The organism is Alcanivorax hongdengensis A-11-3 (genome assembly GCF_000300995.1).
GTDB classification, from domain to species: domain Bacteria; phylum Pseudomonadota; class Gammaproteobacteria; order Pseudomonadales; family Alcanivoracaceae; genus Alcanivorax; species Alcanivorax hongdengensis.
In genome coordinates, this window is the sequence record NZ_AMRJ01000036.1 from 1 (window position 1) to 26,035 (window position 26,035).

At 62.1% G+C, this 26,035-nt stretch carries 25 protein-coding genes; 12 read left to right on the forward strand and 13 right to left on the reverse strand.

Going from position 1 to position 26,035, the window contains the following annotated elements; genetic code table 11:
* Window positions 1–52: 52 nt before the first annotated feature.
* A complete protein-coding gene (locus A11A3_RS15380; protein ID WP_008930253.1) occupies window positions 53–646 on the reverse strand; it encodes a DUF805 domain-containing protein in 594 nt (197 codons plus the stop codon).
* 66 nt (window positions 647–712) lie between these two features.
* Window positions 713–1,120 carry a CBS domain-containing protein gene (locus tag A11A3_RS15385; protein ID WP_008930254.1) on the reverse strand — a complete coding sequence of 136 codons (408 nt, stop codon included), beginning with the start codon at window positions 1,118–1,120 and terminating at the stop codon, window positions 713–715.
* A gap of 161 nt (window positions 1,121–1,281) precedes the next feature.
* Here A11A3_RS15385 and A11A3_RS15390 point away from each other — a divergent pair, with 161 nt between their 5' ends.
* Complete coding sequence (locus A11A3_RS15390; RefSeq protein ID WP_008930255.1) at window positions 1,282–1,515, forward strand: DUF6316 family protein; 234 nt, start codon at window positions 1,282–1,284, stop codon at window positions 1,513–1,515.
* A 15-nt stretch (window positions 1,516–1,530) separates the two neighbouring features.
* Here the strand turns inward: A11A3_RS15390 and rraA are convergent, their stop codons facing one another.
* Genes rraA through A11A3_RS15405 form a run of 3 tightly spaced genes read right to left on the reverse strand, consistent with a single transcriptional unit; the run spans window position 1,531 to window position 4,924 of the window.
* A complete protein-coding gene (rraA, locus tag A11A3_RS15395; RefSeq protein ID WP_008930256.1) occupies window positions 1,531–2,013 on the reverse strand; it encodes a ribonuclease E activity regulator RraA in 483 nt (160 codons plus the stop codon).
* Between the two features lie 9 nt (window positions 2,014–2,022).
* A complete protein-coding gene (locus tag A11A3_RS15400; RefSeq protein WP_008930257.1) occupies window positions 2,023–2,712 on the reverse strand; it encodes an NAD(P)H-binding protein in 690 nt (229 codons plus the stop codon).
* The gene (locus tag A11A3_RS15405; protein ID WP_008930258.1) at window positions 2,705–4,924 is read right to left on the reverse strand and encodes a response regulator; all 2,220 of its coding nucleotides are present in this window, start codon (window positions 4,922–4,924) and stop codon (window positions 2,705–2,707) included. The genes A11A3_RS15400 and A11A3_RS15405 overlap by 8 nt, the downstream gene beginning before the upstream one ends.
* A 161-nt stretch (window positions 4,925–5,085) precedes the next feature.
* Between A11A3_RS15405 and A11A3_RS15410 the strand changes: the two genes are divergently transcribed.
* The 7 genes from A11A3_RS15410 to A11A3_RS15440 all read left to right on the forward strand — a co-directional run bounded on the left by A11A3_RS15410 (window position 5,086) and on the right by A11A3_RS15440 (window position 14,598).
* Complete coding sequence (locus tag A11A3_RS15410; protein ID WP_008930259.1) at window positions 5,086–5,475, forward strand: MerR family transcriptional regulator; 390 nt, start codon at window positions 5,086–5,088, stop codon at window positions 5,473–5,475.
* Entirely contained in the window at window positions 5,475–6,638 is a 1,164-nt protein-coding gene (locus A11A3_RS15415) for an isovaleryl-CoA dehydrogenase (RefSeq protein WP_008930260.1), read from the forward strand. The genes A11A3_RS15410 and A11A3_RS15415 overlap by 1 nt, the downstream gene beginning before the upstream one ends.
* A gap of 96 nt (window positions 6,639–6,734) precedes the next feature.
* Entirely contained in the window at window positions 6,735–8,342 is a 1,608-nt protein-coding gene (locus A11A3_RS15420; protein ID WP_008930261.1) for a carboxyl transferase domain-containing protein, read from the forward strand.
* A 56-nt stretch (window positions 8,343–8,398) separates the two neighbouring features.
* Window positions 8,399–9,172, forward strand: coding sequence for an enoyl-CoA hydratase/isomerase family protein (locus tag A11A3_RS15425; RefSeq protein WP_008930262.1), 774 nt, complete (start codon window positions 8,399–8,401; stop codon window positions 9,170–9,172).
* Between the two features lie 59 nt (window positions 9,173–9,231).
* On the forward strand, window positions 9,232–11,184 hold the full coding sequence (locus A11A3_RS15430) for an acetyl/propionyl/methylcrotonyl-CoA carboxylase subunit alpha (RefSeq protein ID WP_008930263.1): 1,953 nt from the start codon (window positions 9,232–9,234) through the stop codon (window positions 11,182–11,184).
* Between the two features lie 106 nt (window positions 11,185–11,290).
* Entirely contained in the window at window positions 11,291–13,246 is a 1,956-nt protein-coding gene (locus tag A11A3_RS15435; RefSeq protein WP_008930264.1) for an acetoacetate--CoA ligase, read from the forward strand.
* A gap of 80 nt (window positions 13,247–13,326) precedes the next feature.
* A complete protein-coding gene (locus tag A11A3_RS15440; protein WP_008930265.1) occupies window positions 13,327–14,598 on the forward strand; it encodes a hypothetical protein in 1,272 nt (423 codons plus the stop codon).
* Window positions 14,599–14,643: 45 nt separating this feature from the next.
* On the opposite strand, the gene A11A3_RS15445 is transcribed toward A11A3_RS15440, so the two are convergent.
* Window positions 14,644–14,883: an HP1242/YdcH family protein gene (locus tag A11A3_RS15445; RefSeq protein ID WP_008930266.1), complete on the reverse strand. Its 240-nt coding sequence runs from the start codon at window positions 14,881–14,883 to the stop codon at window positions 14,644–14,646.
* 241 nt (window positions 14,884–15,124) lie between these two features.
* Here A11A3_RS15445 and A11A3_RS15450 point away from each other — a divergent pair, with 241 nt between their 5' ends.
* Window positions 15,125–16,063, forward strand: a complete 939-nt coding sequence (locus A11A3_RS15450; protein ID WP_008930267.1) for an oxygenase MpaB family protein — start codon at window positions 15,125–15,127, stop codon at window positions 16,061–16,063.
* A gap of 24 nt (window positions 16,064–16,087) precedes the next feature.
* Here the strand turns inward: A11A3_RS15450 and djlA are convergent, their stop codons facing one another.
* The 5 genes from djlA to A11A3_RS15475 all read right to left on the reverse strand — a co-directional run bounded on the left by djlA (window position 16,088) and on the right by A11A3_RS15475 (window position 21,343).
* Entirely contained in the window at window positions 16,088–16,930 is an 843-nt protein-coding gene (djlA, locus tag A11A3_RS15455) for a co-chaperone DjlA (protein WP_051011840.1), read from the reverse strand.
* Window positions 16,921–17,715, reverse strand: a complete 795-nt coding sequence (gene hyi, locus A11A3_RS15460) for a hydroxypyruvate isomerase (RefSeq protein ID WP_008930269.1) — start codon at window positions 17,713–17,715, stop codon at window positions 16,921–16,923. The genes djlA and hyi overlap by 10 nt, the downstream gene beginning before the upstream one ends.
* Window positions 17,715–18,602 carry an NAD(P)-dependent oxidoreductase gene (locus tag A11A3_RS15465; protein WP_008930270.1) on the reverse strand — a complete coding sequence of 296 codons (888 nt, stop codon included), beginning with the start codon at window positions 18,600–18,602 and terminating at the stop codon, window positions 17,715–17,717. Before A11A3_RS15465 ends, hyi begins: the two co-directional genes overlap by 1 nt.
* Before the next feature lie 91 nt (window positions 18,603–18,693).
* The gene (locus A11A3_RS15470) at window positions 18,694–20,601 is read right to left on the reverse strand and encodes a cytochrome c/FTR1 family iron permease (RefSeq protein ID WP_008930271.1); all 1,908 of its coding nucleotides are present in this window, start codon (window positions 20,599–20,601) and stop codon (window positions 18,694–18,696) included.
* A gap of 73 nt (window positions 20,602–20,674) precedes the next feature.
* Complete coding sequence (locus A11A3_RS15475; protein ID WP_040297297.1) at window positions 20,675–21,343, reverse strand: DNA-3-methyladenine glycosylase I; 669 nt, start codon at window positions 21,341–21,343, stop codon at window positions 20,675–20,677.
* A gap of 139 nt (window positions 21,344–21,482) precedes the next feature.
* Between A11A3_RS15475 and A11A3_RS15480 the strand changes: the two genes are divergently transcribed.
* Window positions 21,483–22,712 carry a pyridoxal phosphate-dependent aminotransferase gene (locus tag A11A3_RS15480; RefSeq protein WP_008930273.1) on the forward strand — a complete coding sequence of 410 codons (1,230 nt, stop codon included), beginning with the start codon at window positions 21,483–21,485 and terminating at the stop codon, window positions 22,710–22,712.
* A 40-nt stretch (window positions 22,713–22,752) separates the two neighbouring features.
* Window positions 22,753–23,262: a hypothetical protein gene (locus A11A3_RS15485; protein WP_008930274.1), complete on the forward strand. Its 510-nt coding sequence runs from the start codon at window positions 22,753–22,755 to the stop codon at window positions 23,260–23,262.
* A 28-nt stretch (window positions 23,263–23,290) separates the two neighbouring features.
* Here A11A3_RS15485 and A11A3_RS15490 read toward each other — a convergent pair whose 3' ends face one another.
* Both A11A3_RS15490 and A11A3_RS15495 read right to left on the reverse strand, forming a co-directional pair.
* Window positions 23,291–24,007 (reverse strand): pseudouridine synthase, encoded by a 717-nt coding sequence (locus A11A3_RS15490; RefSeq protein WP_008930275.1) that lies wholly within the window; start codon window positions 24,005–24,007, stop codon window positions 23,291–23,293.
* Window positions 24,008–24,010: 3 nt separating this feature from the next.
* Window positions 24,011–24,943, reverse strand: a complete 933-nt coding sequence (locus A11A3_RS15495) for a class I SAM-dependent methyltransferase (protein WP_008930276.1) — start codon at window positions 24,941–24,943, stop codon at window positions 24,011–24,013.
* Between the two features lie 142 nt (window positions 24,944–25,085).
* Between A11A3_RS15495 and htpX the strand changes: the two genes are divergently transcribed.
* Window positions 25,086–25,982: a protease HtpX gene (gene htpX / locus A11A3_RS15500; RefSeq protein WP_008930277.1), complete on the forward strand. Its 897-nt coding sequence runs from the start codon at window positions 25,086–25,088 to the stop codon at window positions 25,980–25,982.
* Window positions 25,983–26,035 lie beyond the last annotated feature (53 nt).

Below are 26,035 nucleotides of genomic sequence, written 5' to 3' on the forward strand. Positions count from 1 at the left end.
GCCGCCTTCCCCGGAAAAGTGCGATGAACCTTTTTTTATGCCTGGCAGAAATTCAGTAATCGCCCGGCGTGTACTGCATCTGTTCCATCATCGACTGGGAGCGATTGACGTAATCCTGGTAGGCCGGCACGGCCACCGCCGCAATGATGCCGATGTAAGCCACCAGTACCACCAGGGAAATGGCAAACGCAGCAATCACACCGCCGCTGTTGGCCACCGGCGCCGGGCCGTATTTATTGGCGCCCTTGCTACCGGGTACGAACAGCAACATCAGCGCCAGAATGACATTGACCAGGGGCACCAGCATCAACAGGGCCAGCCAGCCGGTCAGATTCATGTCGTTGAGGCGACGCACCACATAAATCACCGTCATCACCAGCACGAACAGCATGGCCGCCATGGCCAGCAGCCCCAGCAGCAGGGTCGCCACGGTGGAGCCCTGGGCCTGCTGGAAACCGCCCATCACGGCGGCGGCGATCACCCCGACCACCCCCACGACCAGATAGGCCAGCAGGGTCAGCCCCAGGCCATAAACGAAATAGCGCATGCGCCCCAGCCGGCCACTGGAGGCAAAAAAACGCGGTTGATAGGTGGCGGCTGTGGAAGCCTGAACGTCGGCGCCGGGCGCCTGATAAGGCTGGTTCATGATGATCCCCTCTGATTGTTATGAATGGAACAGAATGTCGTGCCGCCCCATACGGCACGCAAGGATTTACAAGGTATGTCGACGGGAAAAGTCGTCCATGGCGCGCAGCAGGTCGTGGCGGCTGATCTGGCCCACCAGCTTGCCCTGCTCCATCACCGGCAGTCGGCGGCGATGGTCAGCCAGGAAAATTTCCGCCACATCCAGAATCGACATGTCGGCGGTAACCGTTTGCACATCCGTGCTCATGTATTCACTGACATTGCCGATATTGGTGTCGTGATAGCCCGCTTCCAGGGCGCCCTTGAGGCAGTCCGATTCGGAAAACATGCCCACCAGGCGGCCGTCATCCACCACCGGCGCACCGGAAATGCGGTTATCAAGAAGATGCCGTATGGCGGCGTGGACAGACATGTCCGGCGATACGGTAATAAGGCGGCGGCTCATGTAATCGGCCACCCGAATGGCTTTCAGCATGTCCCTTCCCTGGCCTGCTTATTATGTTTGATGGTTATCCTGCCGCTTTTGTAGCAAAAAATCATCTAGAAATTCTTGCATATCATACTTGCGTCTTATGGTTGTTGCCTTGGCATGGGTGCTAGGGTTGCGCAAACAATAACCAAAAAGAGGCACATGCAATGGAATGCAGGAAAGAAGACGAACAAAAGAAACTGTGGTTTCGCAGCGACCGCTTCTTCAATGAAGGCGGCAAATGGTATTTCAGCACCCGGGAAGAAACCGTGGAAGGCCCCTTCGACTCCCGCGCCGACGCGGAGCAGGAGTTGATGATGTATATCCGCGACATCAAGGCGCGGGAGAGCTTCGGCCTCAAACCGACCCGCAAGCCTGCACAACCTGGCAGGCCGGTATGAGAAGACCGTGTTGGCTCAGAGTAATGCCTTCGGGGCGGTGATGATGCCGTTGTTGTCGGCGTAGACATACTCCCCCGGGCGGAAGGTCACGCCGCCAAAGGTGATATCGATATTGAGCTGCCCCTCGTCACGGCGTACAGACTTGATCGGCACGCAACCCAGGGTCATCACACCGATATCCAGTTTGGCCAGTTCGTCAACGTCCCGACAGGCCCCATAGATAATCACCCCTTCCCAGCCGTTCTTGACGGCATTCTCGGCGATCATGTCGCCGATCAGCGCGTTGCGCAGGCTGGCGCCACCGTCCACCACCAGTACCTTGCCCTTGCCATCAGTGCCCAGATGCGCCTTGACCCGGCTGTTGTCTTCAAAGCATTTGACGGTGACGATCTCGCCACCGAAGGCCTTGCGGCCACCGTAACTGAACCAGTGGTGGCCGGTTACCACCGAGACGATATCGGCATTGTCATCACACAGATCACAGGTCACAAAACTCATGGGGGCTCCTTAATGGCTAACCGACAGCATGCCGGCAAACTGCAGAAAATCCTGATAGCGCGCCCGAAACACGCCATCACCTTGACGGTAGAGGGCCATCCCCACCATGGCACGGCCCACCAGCGAGGCCTCCACCGGCAGCCAGTCCGCCTTGCTCCAGCGCACCAGCGGATCGGCCAGGGCAAACAGACGGTTGCCCCACTCCTCACCCGGCCGATGCTCCTGCCGGTCGCCGCGCAACAGGGAAGGCTGGCAAAAAATCAACCGGGGCCATTGCTGGGCCTCAAGGGCGGCTTCCATTTCGCCCTTCACCCGGGCGTAAAAGAACGGCGAACGAGCCCGGGCATTGAGCGCCGACACCACCAGCATCTGACCGGCACCGGCGGCACGGCCCAACCGGCCGGCTTCCACCACCAGCTCATAATCCACATGGGAGAACGCTTCGCGCGACCCTGCCGTTTTCAGGGTGGTGCCCAGGCAACAGAACAGGTCATCCACCTGAAAATCCGCCGCATGAGCGGCCATATTTTCCAGATCATCACGGATGTCGCGCAGGCGCGCATCGGCCAACCCGGTGGGGCGACGCGTCAGCAGGCGAACGTCCCGGTAAGCACCACTGTCCAGCAGGGCCTGCACACAGTGGCGGCCAACCAAACCCGTGGCGCCCAGCACCAGCGCCGTACGATCGGCATTATTCATCCTCGTCTCCCTGGTCCATGGGCTCGTCCGGCAGCCAGCGACGCAACACGGTTTCCAGGGCATCCAGGTGTACCGGTTTGCCAAGGAAGTCATCCATCCCGGCTGCCAGGCATCGCGCCTGGACGCCTTCGGCGGTGTTGGCGGTAATGGCCACGACCGGCGTACGCCCACTCTCTTCCTGCTGCTCCCTTTCGCGCAGGCGACGGGTGACTTCAAAACCGTCCATGTCGGGCATCATGCAGTCCATCAGCACCAGATCGAAGCCTTCCTGTTCCATCAGAGCCAGGGCGGTTTCGCCGTTGCTGACCGTCTTCACCTGGTAACCCAGCTTGCTCAACATGCCCCGGGTCACCAGCTGATTGACCTCATTGTCTTCCACCAGCAGCAGTCGGAAGCGCTTGCGACGTTTCTGCTCTTCCGGGGTCTGTAGCGGCGCATCCCCCACCGGCACCTGACGTTGCAGCCCCATGAGACGGGCCAGAGCCTGGCGCAGCCCGCTGCGATGCACAGGGCGCACCAACACCACCAGACCATGTTTTTCGATCAGTGACTGAATGGATGACTGGCTGCGTTCCTCGATGGTGGCCAGCAGCATCAGCTTGAGCGGCTGCAGTGACGGGTCACCCAGCACATTGCGGCACAGGTTGAGCGCCAGTTCCGGGCGCGACCAGGTATCCACCAGCAGCACATTGAAATCCGTCTGCTCACGGTGACTGGCACGCATGGCCTGCAGCGCGTTGTCATAGTCACCGGCGGAACTGCACTGGCAGTCCAGGGCTTCGAATTCTTCCTGCAGGCTGGCCACGGTACCCGATGCCGCGCCCACCACCAGCGGCTGGGCTCCATCCAGCGCGCGGATCAGCTGCTGGGCTTCGCGCATGTCAGGCTGCATCTGTACCGGCACGGTAAACCAGAAGGTGGAGCCCTCTTCCTTGACGCTGTCGGCGCCCAGGGCACCGCCCATGGCATCAATCAGCCCCTTGCAGACCAGCAGACCGAAGCCGGTATGGCGAGCGGTATAAAGGTCTTCGTCATCATCCGCATCCAGGAAACGATCCTGGAAAAGGTGCTTGAGCGTCTCGGCATCCATGCCTCGCCCCTGGTCGGAGACTCGCACGCGCAGCACGCCGCGGGTTTCACTCTCCTCGGTGAAATCCACATCGATACGGATTTCGCCCTCATCGCTGAATTTGATGGCATTGCTGAACAGATTGGTCAGCACCTGCATCAACCGCTCCCGGTCACCGCGAATGCGTTTGGGCAGCAGACGATCAATGACACAGGTCAGCTCCAGTCCACGGGACTGGGCCATGGGCCCGAAGGCCTCCAGGGACTGTTCAATGGCGCTGCGGAAATCGAAATAATCGGAATTGAGCGTGATGCGCCGGGACAGAATGCGCGAATAATCCAGCACATCGTCAATCTGGGAGAGCAGCAGCTTGCCGCTCTGCCCCGCCACCTGCAGGTATTCACGCTGCTCGTCATTGAGCTCGGTATCCTCCAGCAGCGACATCATGCCCATCAGGGAATTCATCGGCGTGCGCAGTTCATGGGCCAGCCGGTATACCAGGCTCAACTGCACATCGGTATTGCTGCGTCGGGGCTTGTTGTTCTTTTCCAGCGGGCCGCGGCGCTCACGGGTCACCGCATGCCAGAAGGTCTCGTACTGGCCTCGGTACAGACGGAAAAGATAATAGCCATAGCTGATGATCAGTGCGGCCAGCACCCAGTCATGCAGGGCACCGGTTATCAGCAGCGTGATCACCACCGGCAGGAACATGAGCAGAATATAGAGCTGGCGTACCCGCAGGCCGGCCATCCAGGACGACCCCAGCGCCGTGGTCACCCCGACGTTGTAGAGCACCACGGTGAAGAAGCTGAAACCCGGGCCTACCCGCCACACCAGCCAGGCAGGCAACAAGCCCCAAAGCAGCGCATGGAGGGTCAACCCGACCCCGAACATGCGTCGCCAACGGGCCGGCGCCGCACCGTACAGGGCATCGAAGCGCGCCACCAGCCAGAGTCGGTAGGCCGTCACCGTCAGTACGGCGGCACCGGCGACCATGGACTCCAGTTCGAAGGCCAGATAAATCCGCCCCCAGGCGAATACCAGCGCATAAACCAGAAGGGCCGCCAACACCCCCATCAGGGAATTCTTGGCGGCCCCATAGTCCACGCGTTTGAGCACTTTGCGATCTTTTTTATAGGACACTGAGTACGTTCCGTGGAACCCGATTCATGTGTGGCGCTACGTTAACACCGCTTTTCCATGCAGACCAGTGCCAGCGTACCGCTATCAGCCCGGGACACGGGGCCGGGGGCGCGGGCGGTCCAACACTTTACGTTAACGTAAACTTCCCCTACTCTTGCGCCATGAGCAAAAAGCAGACCTACAGCATCGGTGAGCTGGCCCGGGAATTCGACGTGACCACGCGAACCATCCGTTTTTACGAGGATCAGGGGCTGGTATCGCCTGCCCGGCGAGGCCAGACCCGTGTCTATTCGCCCGCAGACCGGGTGACACTGAAACTGATCCTGCGTGGCAAGCGCCTGGGTTTCTCCCTGGCAGAGTCAAAAGAGCTGATCGGCATGTATCAGCCCAGCGGTGATAACCGTCATCAGCTGCTGGCCCTGCAGCGCAAGATTCAGCAACGCCGCGAGCAACTCGAACAACAACGACGGGACATCCACGCACTCCAGCAGGAGCTGGACGACGCCGAACAGCGTTGCGTGGAGGCCATGAAAGACCTGGAGAATCAGTAATGTTCAACAGCAGCTTCAATTTTGACCTGGATGAAACCCTGGTGGCCCTGCGCGACAGCGTGCGCCAGTTTGCCCAGAAGGAAATCGCCCCGATTGCCGCCGAGGTAGACCAGAGCAACCAGTTCCCATTGGCCATGTGGAAGAAGCTGGGGGACCTGGGCGTGCTGGGCGTCACCGTCAGCGAAGAATACGGCGGCGCCAACATGGGTTACCTGGCCCACACCCTGGTGATGGAAGAAATCTCCCGGGCCTCCGCCTCCATCGGCCTGTCCTACGGCGCCCATTCCAACCTCTGTGTGAACCAGATTTACCTCAACGGCAATGACGCCCAGAAAGCCAGGTACCTGCCGGGCCTGGTCAGTGGCGAGCAGATTGGTGCCCTGGCCATGAGTGAGCCCGGCGCCGGCTCGGACGTGGTCAGCATGGGCCTGCGGGCGGAAAAAAAAGGCGACCACTACGTGCTCAATGGCAACAAGATGTGGATCACCAATGGCCCCGATGCCCACACCTATGTGATCTACGCCAAGACCGACATCCATGCCGGCCCCAAAGGCATTACCGCCTTTATCGTCGAGCGGGACTTTCCCGGTTTCTCCCGGGCCCAGAAACTGGACAAGCTCGGCATGCGCGGGTCGAACACCTGTGAGCTGGTATTCGAGGACTGTGAAGTCCCCGCCGAAAACATCCTCGGCAAGGAAAATCAGGGCGTGAAAGTGCTGATGAGCGGCCTGGACTACGAACGCACCGTACTGTCCGGCGGCTGCACCGGCATCATGCAGGCCTGCATGGATGTGGTCGTGCCCTACGTGCACGAGCGCAAACAGTTCGGCCAGGCCATCGGCGAATTCCAGCTGATGCAGGGCAAACTGGCGGACATGTATGTCACTCTCAATGCCAGCCGCAGCTACCTCTACAACGTGGCAAAAGCCTGCGACCGGGGTGAAACCAACCGCAAGGATGCCGCCGGCGTGATCCTCTACTGCGCGGAAAATGCCACACAGATGGCACTGGAGGCCATTCAGTGCCTGGGCGGCAACGGCTACATCAACGAGTATCCCACCGGCCGCCTGCTGCGTGACGCCAAACTCTACGAAATCGGCGCCGGCACCAGCGAGATCCGCCGCATGCTGATCGGCCGCGAGCTGTTTAACGAAACGGCATGATGGGGTCAGGCGTCCGAGATCGGACGTCTGACGACAAAAGACACCAGCTGGAGAGGACGTCCGACGTCAGACTTCCGACGTCAGACCTTAAATGCCATGCCCAGGATTAATAGTCAGATCAATGCCGCCAGCCCGGAGTTTCAGGCCAACCGGGAACACAACCTGACCCTGCGCCAGCAGCTTCAGGCCAAGCTCGACCATATTGCCCACGGTGGCGGTGAAGCCGCCGAACAGCGCCTGCGTGAGCGTGGCAAACTGCCGGTGCGCGAGCGCATCAACCTGCTGCTGGATCCGGGCTCACCGTTTCTGGAAATTTCCGCGCTGGCCGCCGATGGCGTCTACGGCGAAGACGTGCCCGCCGCCGGCTGCGTGGGCGGCATTGGCCGCGTGCATGGCGTGGAATGCATGATCGTCGCCAACGACCCCACCGTGAAAGGCGGCAGCTACTACCCGCTGACAGTGAAAAAGCACCTGCGCGCCCAGGCCATCGCCGCGGAAAACCGTCTGCCCTGTGTCTATCTGGTGGACTCCGGCGGCGCCAACCTGCCCCGCCAGGATGAAGTGTTCCCGGACCGGGAGCACTTCGGCCGCATCTTCTTCAACATGGCCAACATGTCCGCCCGTGGCATTCCCCAGATCAGTGTGGTGCTGGGCTCCTGCACCGCCGGCGGCGCCTATGTACCGGCCATGGCCGACGAAGTCATCATGGTGAAAGAACAGGCCACCATCTTCCTGGCCGGGCCGCCACTGGTGAAGGCCGCCACCGGCGAGGTGGTCACGGCCGAGGCGTTGGGTGGCGCCAATCTGCACTGTGAACAATCCGGGGTGGCGGACCACCTGGCCGAGGATGAGCCCCATGCCCTGGAACTGGCGCGGCGCTGCATCGCCAACCTCAACTGGCACAAACCCGATCAACTACAGCGCCGGCCGGTGCGCCCGCCGGCCTACGCCAGTGACGAGCTCTACGGCATCATTCCAACCACCACGCGCCAGCCCATGCCGGCCCGGGAACTGATCGCCCGTATCGTCGATGGCTCCGAACTGGATGAATTCAAGAGCCGCTACGGCACCACCCTGGTGTGTGGCTTTGCCCATATTCACGGCTATCCGGTGGGCATTCTGGCCAACGACGGCGTGCTCTACTCCGAATCCGCCCAGAAAGGCGCCCACTTCATCGAGCTGTGCAACCAGCGCAAGATCCCGCTGCTGTTCCTGCAGAACATCACCGGCTTCATGGTCGGCCCCAAATACGAAGCGGAAGGCATCGCCAAGCACGGCGCCAAGATGGTCAACGCGGTGGCCTGCGCCAGCGTGCCCAAGTTTACCGTGATCACCGGTGGCAGTTTCGGTGCCGGCAACTATGGCATGTGCGGTCGCGCCTACGACCCGCGCTTCATGTTCATGTGGCCCAATGCCCGCATCTCGGTGATGGGCGGCGAGCAGGCCGCCAGCGTACTCACCCAGGTGAAGCAGGCCTCGCTGAAGAAAAAGGGCCAGCAGTGGAGCGACCAGGAAGCGGCCACCTTCCAGGCGGACATGACCGAGCGCTACGAACAAATGGCCCAACCCTGGTATGCCAGCGCCCGGCTGTGGGATGACGGCGTGATCGACCCGGCAGATACCCGGGATGTGCTGGGTCTGGCCATTTCCGCCAGCCTCAACGCCCCCATCGAGGAAACCCGCTACGGCGTGTTCCGGATGTAACGTTGCGCCGGACGTCTAACGTCTGACGCCCGACGCGCAGCAACATGGAGATAGCCATGAGCGTAACAACACAGATCACCGGCGCCGTTGCCCGTATTACCCTGGACAACCCGGACAAGCGCAACGCCTTCGACGACACCATCATTGCCGCGCTGACCGAAGCCTTTGCCGAGGCCGGCGCCGACGACAACGTACGGGTGGTGGTGCTGCAGGCCGCCGGCAAGCATTTTTCCGCCGGCGCGGACCTGAACTGGATGCGGGCCATGGGCCAGCTGGATGCGGACCAGAACCGCGAGGATGCCCTGCGCCTGGCCACCCTGATGCAGACCATTGACCAGTGCCCCAGGCCCGTGATCGCCCGGGTACAGGGTGCCGCCTTCGGTGGCGCCCTGGGGCTGATCTGTGCCGCCGACATGGCGGTGGCCGCCGATGACGCCCGTTTCTGCCTCAGCGAGGTCAAACTCGGCATCGTGCCAGCGGTAATCAGCCCCTACGTGGTGCGCGCCCTGGGCGCCCGCCAGGCCAACCGTTATTTCCTCAGTGGTGAAATCATTGCCGCCGACCGCGCCCAGCAGCTGGGCATCGTCCACGAAACCGTGCTGGCCGCGGAACTGGACCAGGCGGTGGACCGCCTGATCGAGGCCCTGCTGCAAGGCGGCCCCCAGGCCCAGATCGAAGCTCGTGAGCTGATCGCCCGGGTCAGCCATGGCCCCATCGACTCGGCCATGCTCAATGACACCGCCGATCTGATTGCCCGGCTGCGCACCGGCAAGGAAGGCCAGGAAGGGCTCAGCGCCTTTCTGGAAAAACGAAGCCCGAACTGGACATAAGGCCCCTCGCCCATCCGGGGAGAGGAGAGCCAATCAATAACACGGATCAGGAGCCAATCATGGCTGCCATCAAAAAACTGCTGATTGCCAACCGTGGCGAGATCGCCCGGCGCATCATCCGCACCTGCCACCAGCAGGGCATCGCCACCGTGGCGGTGTACTCCGAGGCGGATGCCACCCTGCCCCATGTGCGCGAGGCGGATCAGGCCGTCTGCCTGGGCCCGGCGCCGGCCCGGGAAAGCTATCTGGTGATCGACAAGGTAATCGCCGCCGCCCGGGACACCGGCGCCGATGCCATCCACCCCGGTTATGGTTTTCTCTCCGAGAACACCGCCTTTGCCGCCGCCTGCGAGCAGGCCGGCATTATTTTTGTTGGCCCCAACGCCCGCGCCATTGAGGTGATGGGCGACAAGGCCGCCGCCCGCCAGCTGATGGCCGACAGCGGCGTGCCGGTGCTGCCCGGCTTTGACCAGGAAGGCGCCAGCGATGAGCAGCTGGTCGCGGCCAGCGAGCGCGTCGGTTTCCCGCTGCTGATCAAGGCCGTGGCCGGCGGTGGCGGCAAGGGCATGCGCGTGGTCAACCGCGCCGCCGATTTCCAGGAGGCCCTGGCCGCCGCCCGCCGCGAAGCCCGTGGCGCCTTTGGTGACGACCGGGTACTGCTGGAGCGCTACCTGCCCACCGCCCGCCATGTGGAAGTACAGGTGTTTGCCGACAATCACGGCAATGCCGTGCACTTGTTCGAGCGCGATTGCTCGGTGCAGCGCCGTCACCAGAAGGTGATCGAGGAAGCGCCGGCCCCGGGGCTCGACGAGGCTACCCGCGAGGCGTTTGGTGAGGCCGCCGTGCAGGCCGCCAAAGCCATCGATTACCGGGGCGCCGGCACCGTGGAGTTCCTCTACGCACCGGATGGCCAGTTCTATTTCATGGAAATGAACACCCGTCTGCAGGTGGAACACCCGGTCACCGAAATGATCACCGGCGAAGACCTGGTGGCCTGGCAGCTGGCCGTGGCCGCCGGAGCGCCCCTGCCAAAAGGCCAGGGGCAGATACAACGCCGGGGCCATGCCATGGAGGTGCGCCTCTATGCGGAGAACCCGGAACAGGGCTTTCTGCCCTCCTCCGGGCTGCTGTCACACCTGCGCTGGCCCCACGAACTGGCCCGGGTGGATGCCGGCTATGAACAGGGTGACCGGGTGGAAGACTTCTACGACCCCATGATCGCCAAGCTGATCTGCCACGGCCGCAGTCGTGACGAGGCCCGCCAGAAGCTGATCCGGGCCCTGGAAGCCCTGGAGATCACCGGCATCCACCATAATGCCCCCTTCCTGCGCCGGGTGCTGGCCGACGATGCCTTTGCCGGCGAACAGCTGGATACCCGCCTGCTGGAGCATCGGCCCCAGCTGCTGGAGGCCGATGACACGGATCCGGCCCTGCTGGCGCTGGCCGCCGCCCGGGTGTTCAACGCCGACCCCCGGTACCAGGACGACCCCTGGCAGAGCCTGCAAGGCTGGCGCCCGGTGGGCCAGCGTTTTACCCAGACCCTGCTGCAGGTGGACGGCAATAATCTGACCGTGCGTGAGCACAATGGCCTGGCCACGGTGGGCAAACAGCAGGGCCCTGTCAGTGCCACCGTCAGCGCCGACCAGCTGCGCCTGCACTGGGGCCCGCAGGGATTGGCCGCCCGCCACGCCCGGCTGGCCGACGATACGCTGCTGCTGTTTGTGGGCGGGCGCGCCCACAGCGTGACCCTCAACCCCGGCCGCGACAGCGCCGGCCATGACCAGCAAGCCGGCTTTGTGGCCCCCATGAGCGGCACCATCGTGGCCCTGCACGTTCAGGCCGGTGAACACGTTGCCGCCGGGGATGCGGTGATTACACTGGAAGCCATGAAGATGGAACACACCCTTCGCGCCACCGAGCCCGGTACCGTGCATGACTTCCATGTGGCCGCCGGAGATAGCGTCAGTGAAGGTACGCTGCTGGTGGAGTTCGAGGCTGACGCCGAATCATAATCAAACTGCGGAGATTCCCGACGGGAATGCCCGCCCTACATCACAATCAAACACCGTAGGGCGGAATTGGGCGCCAGCCCGTCTCCGCCATTTGTAGGAGTTCTCCATGACTTCCCCCCTTTGGCAACCCGGCCCTCAACAGCAACACTGCCGGCTGGCCCGCTTCCAGCAACAGGCCCGCGAATTGAGCGGCCAACCGCTGGCGGATTATCAGGCCCTGCATACCTGGTCCGTGCAACAGCCGGATGCCTTCTGGCGCCAGGTGTGGGATTTCTGTGGCGTGGTCGGTGAGCCCGGTGACACGGTCATGGAAGGCGCCGAACAGTTCCGGGATACACGCTGGTTCCCGAACGGTCGGCTCAACTACGCCGAAAACCTGCTGCGCCGCCAGGACGACCACCCGGCCCTGGTCAGCGTGCTGGAGGATGGCACCCGCACGCAGATCAGCTACGCCCAGCTGCGCGTGGCGGCCGGCCAGGTGGCCGCCCAGCTGAAAGCCGCCGGCATCCAGCCCGGTGACCGGGTGGCCGGATTCATGCCAAACCGCATCGAAACCGTGATTGCCGCCCTGGGCGCCGCCTGGATCGGCGCGGTATGGTCCTCCTGCTCGCCGGACTTCGGCGTTTCCGCGGTGCTGGATCGCTTCGGCCAGATTGAGCCGAGGGTGCTGGTGGCCTGTGACGGCTATCACTACAACGGTAAATGGATTGACCTGCAAACGCGCATCGACGCCCTGCACCAGGCCCTCAAACCGGACCTGCTGGTGGTGGTGCCCGGCCAGGGCGACAGCTCGCGGGTGGAAAAGGCCCTGATCTGGCAGACCTGGCTGGACAATGCCACCCCGGCACCGGCGTTTGCGCGCTTGCCGTTCAATCACCCCCTGTTCATTCTCTATTCCTCCGGCACCACCGGACAGCCCAAGTGCATCGTCCATGGAGCCGGCGGCACCCTGCTGCAACAGACCAAGGAACTGCAACTGCATGGCGATGTGGGCGATCAGGACACCCTGTTCTACTTCACCACCTGCGGCTGGATGATGTGGAACTGGCTGATCTGCGGCCTGCACACCGGCGCCACCCTGGTGCTCTACGACGGCAACCCGGCCTACCCGAACACCGCCCGGCTGTTCGATCTGGTCGACGCCGAGGGCATCAGCCATTTCGGCACCAGCGCCAAGTTTGTCCAGGCAGTGGAAAAATCCGGCCTGCAACCGCGCCACAGCCATGACCTGAACACCCTGCGCACCCTGTTCTCCACCGGCTCGCCGCTGTTGCACGAGAGTTACGATTTTCTTTACCAGCAGGTCAAACCGGATCTGCTGGTCAGCTCCATTTCCGGTGGCACCGATATCATTTCCTGCTTCGCGCTGGGCAACCCGCTGCTACCGGTCTATCGCGGTGAACTGCAATGCCTGGGCCTGGGCATGGATGTGGCGGTGTTTGATGACAACGGTGAGCCTCTGGTGGACAGCAAGGGCGAGCTGGTTTGTCGCCAGCCGTTCCCGTCTTGCCCGGTGAGCTTCTGGAACGACCCGGATGGCAGCCGTTTCCACAAGGCCTACTTCGCCCGTTTCGACCGCCCCGGCCAAAAACAGGTCTGGGCCCATGGCGACTACGCCCAGCTGGTCCCCCATGAGCATCATCAGGGTCTGATCATTCATGGTCGCTCCGATGCGGTGCTCAATCCGGGCGGCGTGCGCATCGGCACCGCGGAAATCTATCGCCAGGTGGAAACCCTGGACGACATCCGCGAAGCCATTGTGGTGGGCCAGGAATTTGAGGGCGATGTCCGCGTGGTGCTGTTCGTGGTGCCCGCCGATGGCGTTACCCTCACCGATGCACTGCAGACCCGCATTCGCCAGGCCATCCGCCAGGGCGCCAGCCCGCGCCATGTGCCGGCGGTAATTGCCAGCGTGCCGGAAATTCCGCGCACCGTGAGCGGCAAGATCGTGGAATTGGCAGTGCGCGAAGTGATTCACGGGCGCCCGGTCACTAACCGCAATGCGCTGGCCAACCCCCAGGCGCTGGAACACTTCAGCAACCGTTCAGAGCTGCAAAGTTGACCCTTCGACTGCCGGGCCATTGACGGCCCGGCATAAAGGCGCATCATAGACCCTGTACCGGGTCTAGCAGTGAATAACACATGAATAATAATAAAACCCTGCGCCAGTTACTGGCCGCCGCCCTGCTCTCCTGTCTGCCTTTATTCTGTCAGGCGCAGATCGTCACGCTCACCGGCAATGATGTGAAGGCATTGCTCAATCAGCCCACCTCCCTTTATTCGTTTTTCAGCGAAAAGGATGGCCAGCTGGCGCCCGTTCCCCATCAATGGGTGCAGTGGTCCAAACAGGGTTACCCCTACTTCGAAAAAGACAAGGAAACCGAGCTGGCGGGCAAACCCGGCATCATTGATGCCGAAGACCGATTGATGCTGCGTTTCGAGGACGGTGGCACACAGACACTGAGCACCCGCCCCACCGAGGATGTGGTAGCGCAACTGAAAATCACCCAGGGCGACCAGACCCGCTATTTCTATGTGGTCAAGAATGCCTATCTGCAAAGTACCGAGCGTTATGTGCAGTTCGACCCCGAGCACATGGTGATCAAGAGTACCGACTTTGCGCTGTTCATGGCTGACCACAATCTGCTCATGTGGAATGATTTCTTCTACCGGGGTTACAAGAGCCCCAGCGGCAAACGCGAAAGCATTCTCGATTCGCTCAAACTGCGTCTTAGCGCCGGGCTGTTTGGCGAGAACAATCGCATCACCCTGGACAACAGCAACCTGGACCCGCATGTGGAGCAGATCATTCGTGGCCCTCTTGCCACGCTGGTCTATGCCACCACGTCGGTGAAAGTGGCCCGGGTGACGGTGCTCAAGATCCACAACTATTTTGAAGTCATGCCCCGGCAGGTGGACATCCATAACCGCTTCACCCTGCCGGGCATTGCTGACACGGTGCTGGACCGCCCGGCCCTGGATTTGTCCCTGGATGGCAATAACCTGCAGGGCGGCAAACTGGTGACCAGCTGGACCGGCAACAAGGTGGCGGTGACCGATGGCAAACTATCTGCAACTGAAAAGGCCATGATGGCCATGCCGCTGGAAGGCGACAACTGGCTATGGTTTGGTACCGGCCGAGGCTTCGACCTGCTGGCCCAGCTGGTATTTCTGAAAGGCTTTGATACCCCGGTGCGTCTGCTCTATCAGGATGACAACACGCTGTCGAACCCGCCGGAGCGCTTCCCCGGCCAGCAGCCCAATGTGGGCTTTTCGCTGACCGACATTCCGTTCGGCAAGGAATTCTATTTCGTGGCCCGCCTGTTCTACAGCAAGGACAGTAATGGCGAGCCCCCCGGGGTTTATGCCCGCCACTTGCTGGCCGAGCCGAGAGCAACCCTGACGGTGCTGTAAGGGAATTGCCGGGCCGGCCATGGGGCCGGCCGGCTTGAGCTTGTCTCAGGCGTGATTCAGGCGTTGGTAAACCTGGTCTTTGAGGCGGATTCGCTCCCGCTTCATCTGCTCCATCTGTGCATCCCCAACCGGGCTCTCGCGCATTTCCAGCCCGCGGATTTCCTTGTCCAGTTTGTCATGTTCCACCACTAACGCCTTGAATTTCGGATCGTTGAGGACCAGCTCGTCGATTTTCTGATGGTGATCGGGAAACTCTCGGTGAATGCTATGGTTCTCGCCCAGCATGGATTGGCTCTCCTTGGAAAGTGTGCATTGCGCCACGGTTAGGACCCGGCAACCGCATCCCTGTTCCCTGCTTATCCAAATCACCACATTTACTGATTAGATTCAATCCTCCCGCCCCCTAATATGGATCAGGCAGTGCCCGTTTTCACCAAAGCGCTACGTTGTCACCCAGCACCTTTACGGTGGTAGCCGGTAAACAGGAAAGAGGATTCCTTTCCTGCGTGCACAAAGGAGGTGTGCCATGGCGTTACCCCGACTGATAACCCGTGATCATCAGCAAGCTGGCGTCTGCGCTGCCAGCGAGCTGTGCAGCCAGCCCGATGCCGGCCTGTTCGGCCCCGGCTCCATTACCTGGCAACTGATGCGAGAGAACCTGCTGACGCTGGCCCAGGGCCGTATCGCCCTGCTGATGCTGGCAGACAGCCGGGTGGCCCAGCTGCTGCCCGCCGGCCACGATGTAATACAGCGTCTGCACCATACCCAGGTGTTTCTGCTCAAGGTGATATTCGGCAATCTGGACCAGGCCATGCTGACACTGGACAGTCCGGCGGAGCGGCGCAGGACCCTGTTCGATATCGGCGATGAAAGGCAACTGCTGTTTGTGGTCAGCAGCTGGATGGACTCCTGTCGCCGGCTCTATGAAGCGGTGATCGAACCTCTCAACAGTGCCCACCAGGAACGCCTGTTTGAAGAGACCATGTTGCTGGCACGGGTGCTGGGCATTACCGAGGCGCATCTGCCGGCTCACTGGCATGCCTGGCGCGGCGACATGGAACAGCGCCTGCGTCAGCCCTGGTCGCTCAGCCCGCAACGGCGCCGGCTGGGCCATGTGCTGATCCGCGAGCAGGGGTACCCCGGTCGCCTGCCCTATGGCCAGTACCTGACACTGGCCCCCTTCCAGCTGCCCGAGGCACTCTGCCAGCAGTTCCGTCTACCGGAGCGCAACCTGGCCAGTCACCGTCGCTACCAGCAGCGATTGCAACGCTTGATGGAAATCACCCGGCGCCTGCCAGACCGGCTGCGCTACCAGCCCGCCTGGCATGAGGCCATGCAGCGACTGGACGGGCGAGCCAGGGCGGATCTGACCACCCGCCTGCTCAACCGCTGGTGGACGGGTCAGGCGAATCTGGTCAACAGTGGCTGGTCGATGCCCCGGGAAGCGCGCCCGGTGAGTCTGTGAAACCCGGACGCTTATGGGCGGTCTTTACTTGAAACCGCGGTGGCTCTTGATCATTTCGTAGGCCTTGCTGATTTCCGCGGTCTTCTCCGTGGCCACCCGGATCATTTCCTCGGGCACGCCGCGGGCGGCCAGCTTGTCAGGGTGGTGCTCGCTCATCAGCTTGCGATAGGCGCGCTTGACCTCCTGATTGGAGGCCTGCTCGCTGATACCCAGCACCTGGTAAGCCTGGGCAAGGGGCGGCCGGCCCGACGCCGTGCCGGCCTGCTGGCCAGCGCCCTGCTGGTAGGCACCGCCGGCCGAGAACTGGGCCTGGGCCAGCAACATGTTAAGCAACTGACGGAACTGTGACGGCGGCACGCCCAAGCCCTGGGCCACCCGGCTGAGGATGGCTTCTTCAGCCGGGTCCAGGGTGCCATCGGCCAGCGCGGTCTGTAGCAGGATTTCCAGAAACACCAGAATCAGGTGCTTGCGGTGGCGCACACTGCGGGCAAACTCCGCCACCGTCTGCTCCAGCGGAAAGTCATCGGCCTTGCCGAGGGTGAACAGTTCAATGGCCCGCTGGCGTTGTGCCTCATTGAGCTGCATGCGATCCATCACCGCACGGGCATGGGCAATCTCGTTTTCACTGACACGACCATCGGCCTTGGCCAGGTGCCCCATGATGGAAAACACCGTATTGAACAGGGCATCGTGTATCTGCTGCTGTTCACCGGGCCGGTAGGGCCGAAACGGGTTAAAGGCCTGTACCCGCTCCGTGCCCTTGTCCAGCATGTGGCCGATCAGCAGCCCGATCCCCAGGCCAACGGGTCCGCCCACCAACATACCCAGCAGGCCGAGAATCAGCTTGCCACCCCAGTTCATTCGCATTGTGTCTCCTTGAAATCATGCAGCCAGCCGAGTCCCGCCTCGGTACCGGCCAGCGGGTGATATTCCGCGCTGACCCAGCCCTGGTAATCGAGACGGTCCAGGTGCGCAAACACCACTGGGAAGTGAATTTCGCCGCTACCCGGTTCGTGACGACCGGGATTATCGGCAAACTGGATATGACCGATATGGGGGCAAAGTCGTGAAAGGGAACGGCACAGGTCCCCTTCCATGATCTGCATGTGGTAAAGATCGTACTGCAGAAGAACGTTGTCGCGCCCGCAGGCGTTGATCGCGGTCATGGCCCTGGCCGAGGTATCGAGCAAAAAACCCGGCATATCCACCCGCGAATTGATCGCTTCCACGGTCAGGGTAATGCCTTCCGGGGCCAGCAGGTCCGCAGCAAAACGCAGGTTCTCAACCAGCGTGTCCCAGGCCGGCCTGGCCTGGTCGACATCGTGCCATAGCCCGGCCAGGCAGTTGAGCCGCCGGCAATCCAGCGCCCGGGCATAGTCCAGTGCCTGGAACACCCCTTCGCGAAATTCCTCGATACGATCCGGCAGGCAGGCGATACCCCGTTCGCCCGCCTCCCAGTCCCCGGCGGGCAGGTTGAACAGCACCTGGGTGAGCCGGTGCTGCTGCAGCTTCTCGGCCAGGTCCTCACGCCGCCAGGCATAGGGGAACAGGTATTCGACCCCCTCGAAGCCGGCCGCGGCGGCCGCGCCAAAACGGTCCAGGAACGGATATTCGTTAAACAGCAAACTCAAGTTGGCCGCAAACCGGGGCATCAGGGAAGCTCCCCGTCCAGGCGCACGCCATTGAGACGCTCCAGCTCCAGCAACAGGCCACTATGGTCCACCTCGCCATGGCCGCTGGCCAGCAGTGCCCGGTATTGCTCGAATACCCGCTGACTGAGCGGTAATGACAGCCCCTCGGCCCGGGCTTCATCGAGAATCATGCGCAGGTCCTTGAGCTGAATGCGCGATGGCGCCCCGGGCTGGAAATCACGCTGCAGCATGCGTTCGCCATGCTGCTCGAGAATCTTGCTACCGGCAAAGCCGCCCAGCAGGGCCTGCCGAACCCGGTCCGGTCGGGCACCACCACGGGCAGCCAGCAATAGTGCTTCGGACACGGCACCAATAGTGATGCCGACAATCGCCTGATTGGCCAGCTTGGCCAACTGGCCACTGCCCACCGGGCCGATATGGGTGGCCTTGCCCAGGGCCTGAAACAGCGCGGTGGCCCGCTCAAAATCGGCCTCCTCACCACCGGCCATGATCGACAGCGTGCCCGCCTGGGCCCCGCGCGTACCGCCGGAAACCGGCGCGTCCAGATACACGCCGCCAGCCTCTTCCACCCGGGCACCATGGCGTCGAGCCATGCCCGGCTCAATGGAACTCATATCAATCACCAGGGCACCGGGTTGCAACTGGGCAAGCGCGCCACTGTGGTGAAGGACCTGGTCCACCACGGCACCGTTTTCCAGCATGGTGATGACCACTTGCGCCTCTGCCACTGCAGCAGCGGGGCTGTCAGCAATCCGCGCCCGGCCGGCAAAGGGCTCGGCCTTGCTGCGGGTGCGGTTCCAGAGGGTCAGGGAAAATCCGGCATCCAGCAGGCGCGCCACCATGGGGGCGCCCATCAAACCAATGCCAAGGAAACTGATACGGGACATGATCCGGTCCTGCCTGAATCGGGGGAGATGCATGTTACGGCATTTCAGGGAGCAAGAAAAAAGCCGCCCGCAGGCGGCCTTCTCCGGCTCGTCAGGTTGATCGTGTCCGGTTGCCTTTCCACCACAGCAGTACCGCCAGCACCACCGCCAACAGCTGGGCCAGTAGCCCCTGGACGGTGGGATAAACCCCCAGCCAGTCCACCGTCGGCACCGCCAGGTGCATGACACTGATCAGCCCCGCCTCCTGCAAGGCTGCAATACCCTTGCCCAGCAGAATCACCGACAGCACCAGCAGAACCAGGCTGGTCACCCGGAAAAAGACACCCAAGGGCAGTGTCATGCCGACTCGGAAGAACAGCAGACTGACCACCGCCAACGCCAGCACCGCAGCGCCAATACCGTAAAACAGGAACGCCTGGGTCTGCCCATCCACCTGGGTCCAGAGCGCCTGGTAGAACAGGATGGTCTCGAAGATTTCCCGGTATACGGAAATAAAGGCAACAAACGCCAGTGTCCAGACCGTGCCGCGCCCCAGGGCACTGTCCACCTTGTCACGGATGTAACCCAGCCACCGCTGGCTGTTGCTGTTGCTGTGCATCCAGAAGCCCACATAGAACAGAATGCCGGCGGCGATCAACCCGGCCACGCCCTCGGTGAGCTCCCGGGAGGCACCACTGAAGGTGATCAGGGTGCTGGCGAGATACCAGGTCAGGCCACCGGCCAGCAGTGCGGCCAGCCAGCCGTAGTGAATATGACGGCTGGCTCTCTGGGCGCCGGCCTTGCGGGTGAATGTCAGCAACGCGGCCACCACCAGCAAGGCTTCCAGACCTTCGCGGAAAAGAATGAAGAAGCTGGCCGAGAAAGTAGCCGCCGGGCTCAGCCCCTGACCACCCAGCACGCTGGCCGCCTCCTCAAGGGCCCTCTGAGCGGCATTCACCCTGTCACTGACCTGCTCCGGCGCACGACGATTATCGATGGCTTCGCGCACCGCCATGAAACGGCTTTCCGCCTGGCGCATGGTGGCCGGATCCATGGCTGCCACCTGCTGTTCGATCATTTCAAAACCATCCAGGTAGGCCGACAGTGCAGCGGCCTTGGCAGCGGCATAATTGCCGGCCTGATAGGCCTGCTGTGCCTCGGTCAGTTTGTCCGCGCTGAGCTGGATAAAGCGATTTTGGCTGAACAGCGGCGCCGGGGTGCTGCGCAGATAGCCCAGGGCCGCATAGGCGCTCTCGCCTTGCTGGCTGCGTACGTCACCTGGGGATCGGGCGATAACGTCAGCCAGATCCAGATTTCGTTTCAGGGGCATGTCCTGATCAAGCGCCTGCTTACCGTGCTCGGCCAGGGACGGGCTGACCGCCCGGCTACCCACATAGAACGCCAGGCCCCAGCGGTCCGACTCGCTCAGACTCGGCGCAAAGGCGGCCATGGCGGTGCCTTCGACGCCCTGACTGATGGTGGTGTAGAGACCCAGCAGGGAGCGGTCACCGTAACGGTCGATGTCCGTGAAATCGGTGGGCGCCGGCTCCAGCGCCGCCGCCGCCGGGCCGTCCCCCTGCCCCCGGGCACCGTGGCAGGCCATGCAGTTTTCCCGGTAAAGCTGCTTGGCCCGTGCCAGATCCGGCGCGGATCTGGGCATCACGGGAATGCCGTAACTGCCTACCAGGGTGTCATGGATGGCACGGGTCAGTGCCTTGATGTCAGTGACCGGCGCCTTCATGGACACCGCATCACGCAACCGGGCGGCCTGGTCGCTTAGCTCGGCCTTGCCGTCGCTGGCGGGCAGTTTGGCAATCCCCTCCGCCAGCAAACGGGAAAATTCCTGCATTTCCCCGTATTCATCGGCGCTGGTCACGGCGCCATCGGACACCGCATTGACATAGTCAGCACCGATGTACTCCACCAGCTGGACCAGCGCTCCCTGATCCGCCCGCACCACCGTTGCCGCCATCATTACCATCAGGCCCACCAGCAGCTGGCAGCCACGTTGCTTTACCATCGTGCCTCACACAATAACGAAAAAGTGAATCATTCTCGTTCAATGGTATGGCCTGCCCGGCTCAAAGTCAAAGTCAGCCCACGGTAAACGCCAGGATCTTGCTGATATGGGCCTGGGGACGACCGCTCTGCTGCTGCCAGTGATTGAAGGCCTGCTGGGCAGCCTTCTGGTCCCGCTGACTGCTGGGTGGCTTATCAATCACATTATGGCTCTTGAGCACCGCCACCACGTCTTCGGTGGGATACCAGGTATCCTTGCCGACCATGCGCAGGAAAGCGGCCCCGGAGTTGCCACCCAGCTGCTTGCCGCGCTTTTTCAGTATTTGCCACAGGCCGACGGTATCTTCGGCCGGCCAGTCTGCCAGCCATTGCCCGACGCTGCCGTATTCCGTGGCCAGGTCCATCACCAGCTGAGCGTTATGGCGGATGGCCTTCATCTTTCCCCAATGCCGAATCAGGCGGGTGTCCTGCATGCGCTCATCGAGCATGCTATCCGGCATCAACACCAGCTTTTCCGGCTCGAAACCGAAGAAGGCCTCCTCGAAAGCCGGCCACTTGTTGTCTACCAGGGAGTGCTTGAGCCCGGCCCGGAATATCCGCCGCATCATGGCCGATAAATAGAAGGCATCATCACGGGCGCGCAGCGCCGCCGGTTCCAGCACCGCGGGCAACTGCGCCTCCACCGCCTTGAGAGACCCCTTGCGGTTTACCGCCAGGGCAAGAAGATCATTGAAAGGAATCACGCTTTTCTCCAGCCGGCGCCCGTGCATGGTGCCGTCGATATACAGCTATTTGAGGGCATTGTAGAATCGCTCTCCCGGCACAGGAACCTCCGGGCACCTCGCCGGGGTTGCCTTTACACCGGAATGACACGGGATCTGCATGAGTAACAATCAGTTCATGGTTAATAAATCCGACAAACTGCGTGGCGTATGTTACGACATCCGTGGCCCGGTGTTGCGTGAAGCCCACCGGCTGGAAGACGAAGGTCATCGCGTCATCAAGCTCAATATTGGCAACCCCGCCCCGTTCGGATTTGATGCCCCGGAAGAACTGCTGCAGGACGTGATCCACAATCTGCCGGAGTCCACCGGCTATTGTCATTCCAAGGGACTGTTCCCGGCTCGCAAGGCAATCATGCAGTACACCCAGACCAAGGGCATCGAAGGCGTGACCGTGGATGACATCATCATCGGCAACGGCGTCTCCGAGCTGATCGTCATGGCCATGCAGGCGCTGCTCAACAGCGGCGATGAGGTACTGCTGCCGGCACCGGATTACCCGCTGTGGACGGCCTCCGTGCGCCTCTCCGGTGGCACCCCGGTACACTACCTGTGTGACGAGCAACAGGACTGGCAGCCATCGCTGGATGACATTCGCGCCAAGGTCAACAAGCACACCAAGGCGCTGGTGATCATCAACCCCAACAACCCCACCGGCGCCAATTACGAGCCGGCCATGCTGCAGGAACTGCTGCAGATTGCCCGGGAAAACAACCTTATCGTGTTCGCCGACGAGATCTACGACAAGATTCTCTACGACGGGGAAGAGCACACCTCCATCGCCTCCATGGCCGATGATCTGCTGTTCATCACCTTCAATGGCCTGTCCAAGAACTACCGCGCCGCGGGCTTCCGGGCCGGCTGGATGGTGATTTCCGGCGCCAAGCACCGGGCCGAGAACTACATAGAGGGGCTGGACATGCTGGCCAGCATGCGTTTGTGTGCCAATGTGCCCAGTCAGCACGCCATCCAGACCGCCCTGGGCGGCTATCAGAGCATTGATGACCTGGTACTGCCCACCGGGCGTCTGGGACGCCAGCGGGACCTGGCCTGGGAAATGCTCGATTCCATTCCCGGCGTCAGCTGCGTCAAGCCCAAGTCCGCGCTTTACCTGTTCCCGAAACTGGACCCGAAGGTGTTCCCCTTCGAGGATGACGAGGCCTTCGCCCTGGATCTTCTGCGCCAGGAAAAAGTACTGATCGTTCAGGGCACCGCTTTCAACTGGCCCAATCCGGATCATTTCCGCGTGGTGTTCCTGCCGCGGGTCGATGATCTGGAAGACTCCATCGGACGCATCGCCCGGTATCTGGACCGGGTCCGCAAGAAGTAACACCCTACGGCACCGTCTGGCAGCAACCCGAGAGACCGGCATGGCCCACCTGCACATTGATGATTTCAGCCACGATGTGGCCCGTATCCTGATGCAGTGCTACATGAGCTTCCCGCGCCCCTGTGCGCTTTATGTGGAGGACATTATCGGCCCCACGGAGGTAGATGACGTGGGCCTGCACAGCAGTCGGCACATGGCCTGTCTGGGAGCCATGCTGTGGCTGGCCGATGAGGGCTATCTACGCTACGAAGCGACCATCTTTCAGGAAGGGCTTGAACAGGCGGTGCTGACCAACCGGACACTGGTACTGCTGACCGCGCTCAGCGAACTGCGTTTCGACAACGGCGACCCTGCCCTGCCCCCGGCGGTGCAACAGGAAAAGGCCACACTGGCCGAGCAGTTCATGCAGGCCATCCGCGCCCGCGAATCCATTCGCACCACCGCCCTGGTACGCTATCTGCTGTCCCGCGATCCGCAACCGGTGAAAGCCGAGGAATTCCAGACCCTGGGCGCCGTCGCCAACCACGATGACAGCCAGGAAGGGCTCTAGCGCACGTGAAGGGTTTTTCAGAATATCCCTATTCAGAAGGCTCAAAGACAGCCTGCACTTCCTGAGCCGTCAGGGCTCGGCTTTCCCCGCGGGCCAGTTGCGGATCCAGCCACAGGCCACCAATGGCCAGGCGCTCCAGCCCCACCACCCGGTTGCCACAGCGACCAAACATACGCTTGATCTGGTGATAGCGCCCCTCACAGAGCACCACCAGCGCCTCACATTCGGCGGTTATCTGCAACTGCGCCGGCCGTGTGGTGATATTTTCATAGGGAAAATGGATCCCATCGGCAAACATCTGTACATCGGCCTGCGTCAGCGGTTTTTCCAGCCATACCCGATAGCGTTTGCTGACCCCCTCTCGGGGATCACTCAACCGCCGGGACCAGTCGCCGTCATTGGTCAGTAACAGCAAGCCGGTGGTGTGATAATCCAGCCGCCCGGGCAGGTGCAGGTCCGCCGCCGGTTCGTCCAGCAGATCCATCACCGTGGGGTGGCGGTCGTCACGGGTGGCGCTGACCACCCCGGCGGGCTTGTTGAGCATCAAGTAGCGACGCTCACGCTGCTGCAATAACCGGCCGTCCACATTGACACGGGAAAAAGGCGTCACCACCCGCTGGCGATCAGACACCGGCTCGCCATCCAGCCAGACCCGTCCCGCCGCCAGCAGCGGCCGAGTGGCCTTGCGACTGATACCCAGCTGTTGGCTGAGAAAACGATCCAGTCGGGTGCGGGAACCGGCCATCCGCTACTCCGGCAACGCGTCCGGGCGCTGATAGTGATAATGCACGGTCTTCAGGGCCGGCTCGCCGGCCTCATCAAATCCCGGCGCACCGGGCAGGCGTGCCACCTTGCCGGCACCGGGCAGATTCGCTTCCACACAACGCTCCAGCCAGTGGTAATCCAGCCAGGGCGCATTGAGACAGACCAGCAGCTCCGCCTGAGGCGCCAGCAATTTGTGCAGTTTCCTCAACACCCGGGGGTAGTCCTTCTCGGCCATGAAACTGCCTTTCTGGGCGCTGGGCGGATCCACCACGATGATGTCGTAGCGCCCCAGGCTGTGCAGCTTCTTCCAGCTGCGGAAAATATTGTGTGGCAGATAATGCACCCGGGCATCCTGAAACCCATTGAGCGCATGGTTCTGCTGGCCCAGGGTCAGTGCCGCATTGGACAGATCAATGTTGACCACCGACTCCGCCCCGCCAGCCAGGGCGGCCACCGAGAAGCTACAGGTGAAGCTGAACAGGTTCAGTACCTTCTTGCCGGCCGCCCGCTCGCGCAGCCACTGACGCCCGCTGGCCATGTCGGCAAAGAAGCCCAGATTCTGGCCCCGTTCAAAATCCAGCCGGTAATCCAGCCCCTGCTCCCGGGCCAGCGCCAGCTGTGGCAAATTGCCGCACACGATGCGGTTGTCTGCCGCACCGCCATAACGATACTGGAGCACCAGACACTGGCAGCCCAGTGCGGGTAACGCCTCCTGGAGCACCTGGCACAGAGCGTCCACGGCGTCATCGGGCTGCTCACGGAATACGGTGGCCACCAGCACCGGCGCAAAGCAATCCACGGTCAGCCATTCCAGCTCCGGCACGGTTTTTCCGCGGCCATGAAAAAGGCGATGTCGGGGCCCGGCCGGGGGAACCAGATAGGCTGCCAGCAGGTCTGAGAAGTTCGGGTATGACATGATTGAGCCGGTTGGTGGCGGGGACGCCGGCGAGTATCGACAAGGCCACGCTTGAACGCAACTTTCCCGCCCCCATTACAGGATTTCGAAGGCGCCTCCCGGCGCCTTCATACGGTTTCTTACTGACTGGAGCACACCAACGATGATGCGCATCGCGCTTTATCTGCTGACCAACCTGGCGGTGATTATCGTCGCCAGCATCACCCTCAGCCTGCTGGGCGTCGACAGCTATCTGGCCGACAGCGGTACCGGGCTGAATCTGACCAACCTGCTGATCTTCAGTGCGGTGTTCGGCTTTGCCGGCTCGTTCATCTCCCTGCTGATCTCCAAGCCCATGGCCAAGTGGTCCGCGCGGGTAAAGATTATCGAGCAACCGTCCAGCCAGGCCGAGCAATGGCTGATGCAGACGGTCAGGGAGTTGTCCGACAAGGCCGGCATCAAGATGCCGGAAGTGGGTATCTTCCCGGCCCAGCAATCCAACGCCTTTGCCACCGGCTGGAACAAGAATGATGCCCTTGTGGCAGTCTCCCAGGGGCTGCTCACCCGCTTCCGCCCGGAAGAAGTGCGTGCCGTGCTGGCCCACGAAATCGGCCACGTGGCCAACGGTGACATGGTGACCCTGAGCCTGATCCAGGGCATCGTGAACACCTTCGTGATCTTCGCCGCCCGCGTGGTGGGCTCAGTGGTGGACAGCTTCTTCCGCCGCGACGGCGAAGGCGGGCTGGGTTTCGGCTACTACATCGTGGTCTTCGTCGCCGAGATCATCTTCGGTATCGCGGCCAGCGCCATTGTCATGTGGTTCTCACGCTTTCGCGAATACCGGGCTGATGCCGCCGGCGCCCGCCTGGCCGACAGAAACAGCATGATTGCTGCCCTGCAACGGCTGAAAGCGGAATCGGAAGTGCCCAACCAGATGCCCGATACCCTGGTGGCCTTCGGCATCAATTCCGGTCTGCGCCACGGACTGCAGGCCCTGTTTTCCTCGCATCCGCCGCTGGATGATCGCATCCGCGCGCTGCAGGAAAGCCGCCACGCCTGAAGATAAAAAAGCCCGGCTCTGCCCACTGCTGTCCCACAGTTGGCAGCCTCATA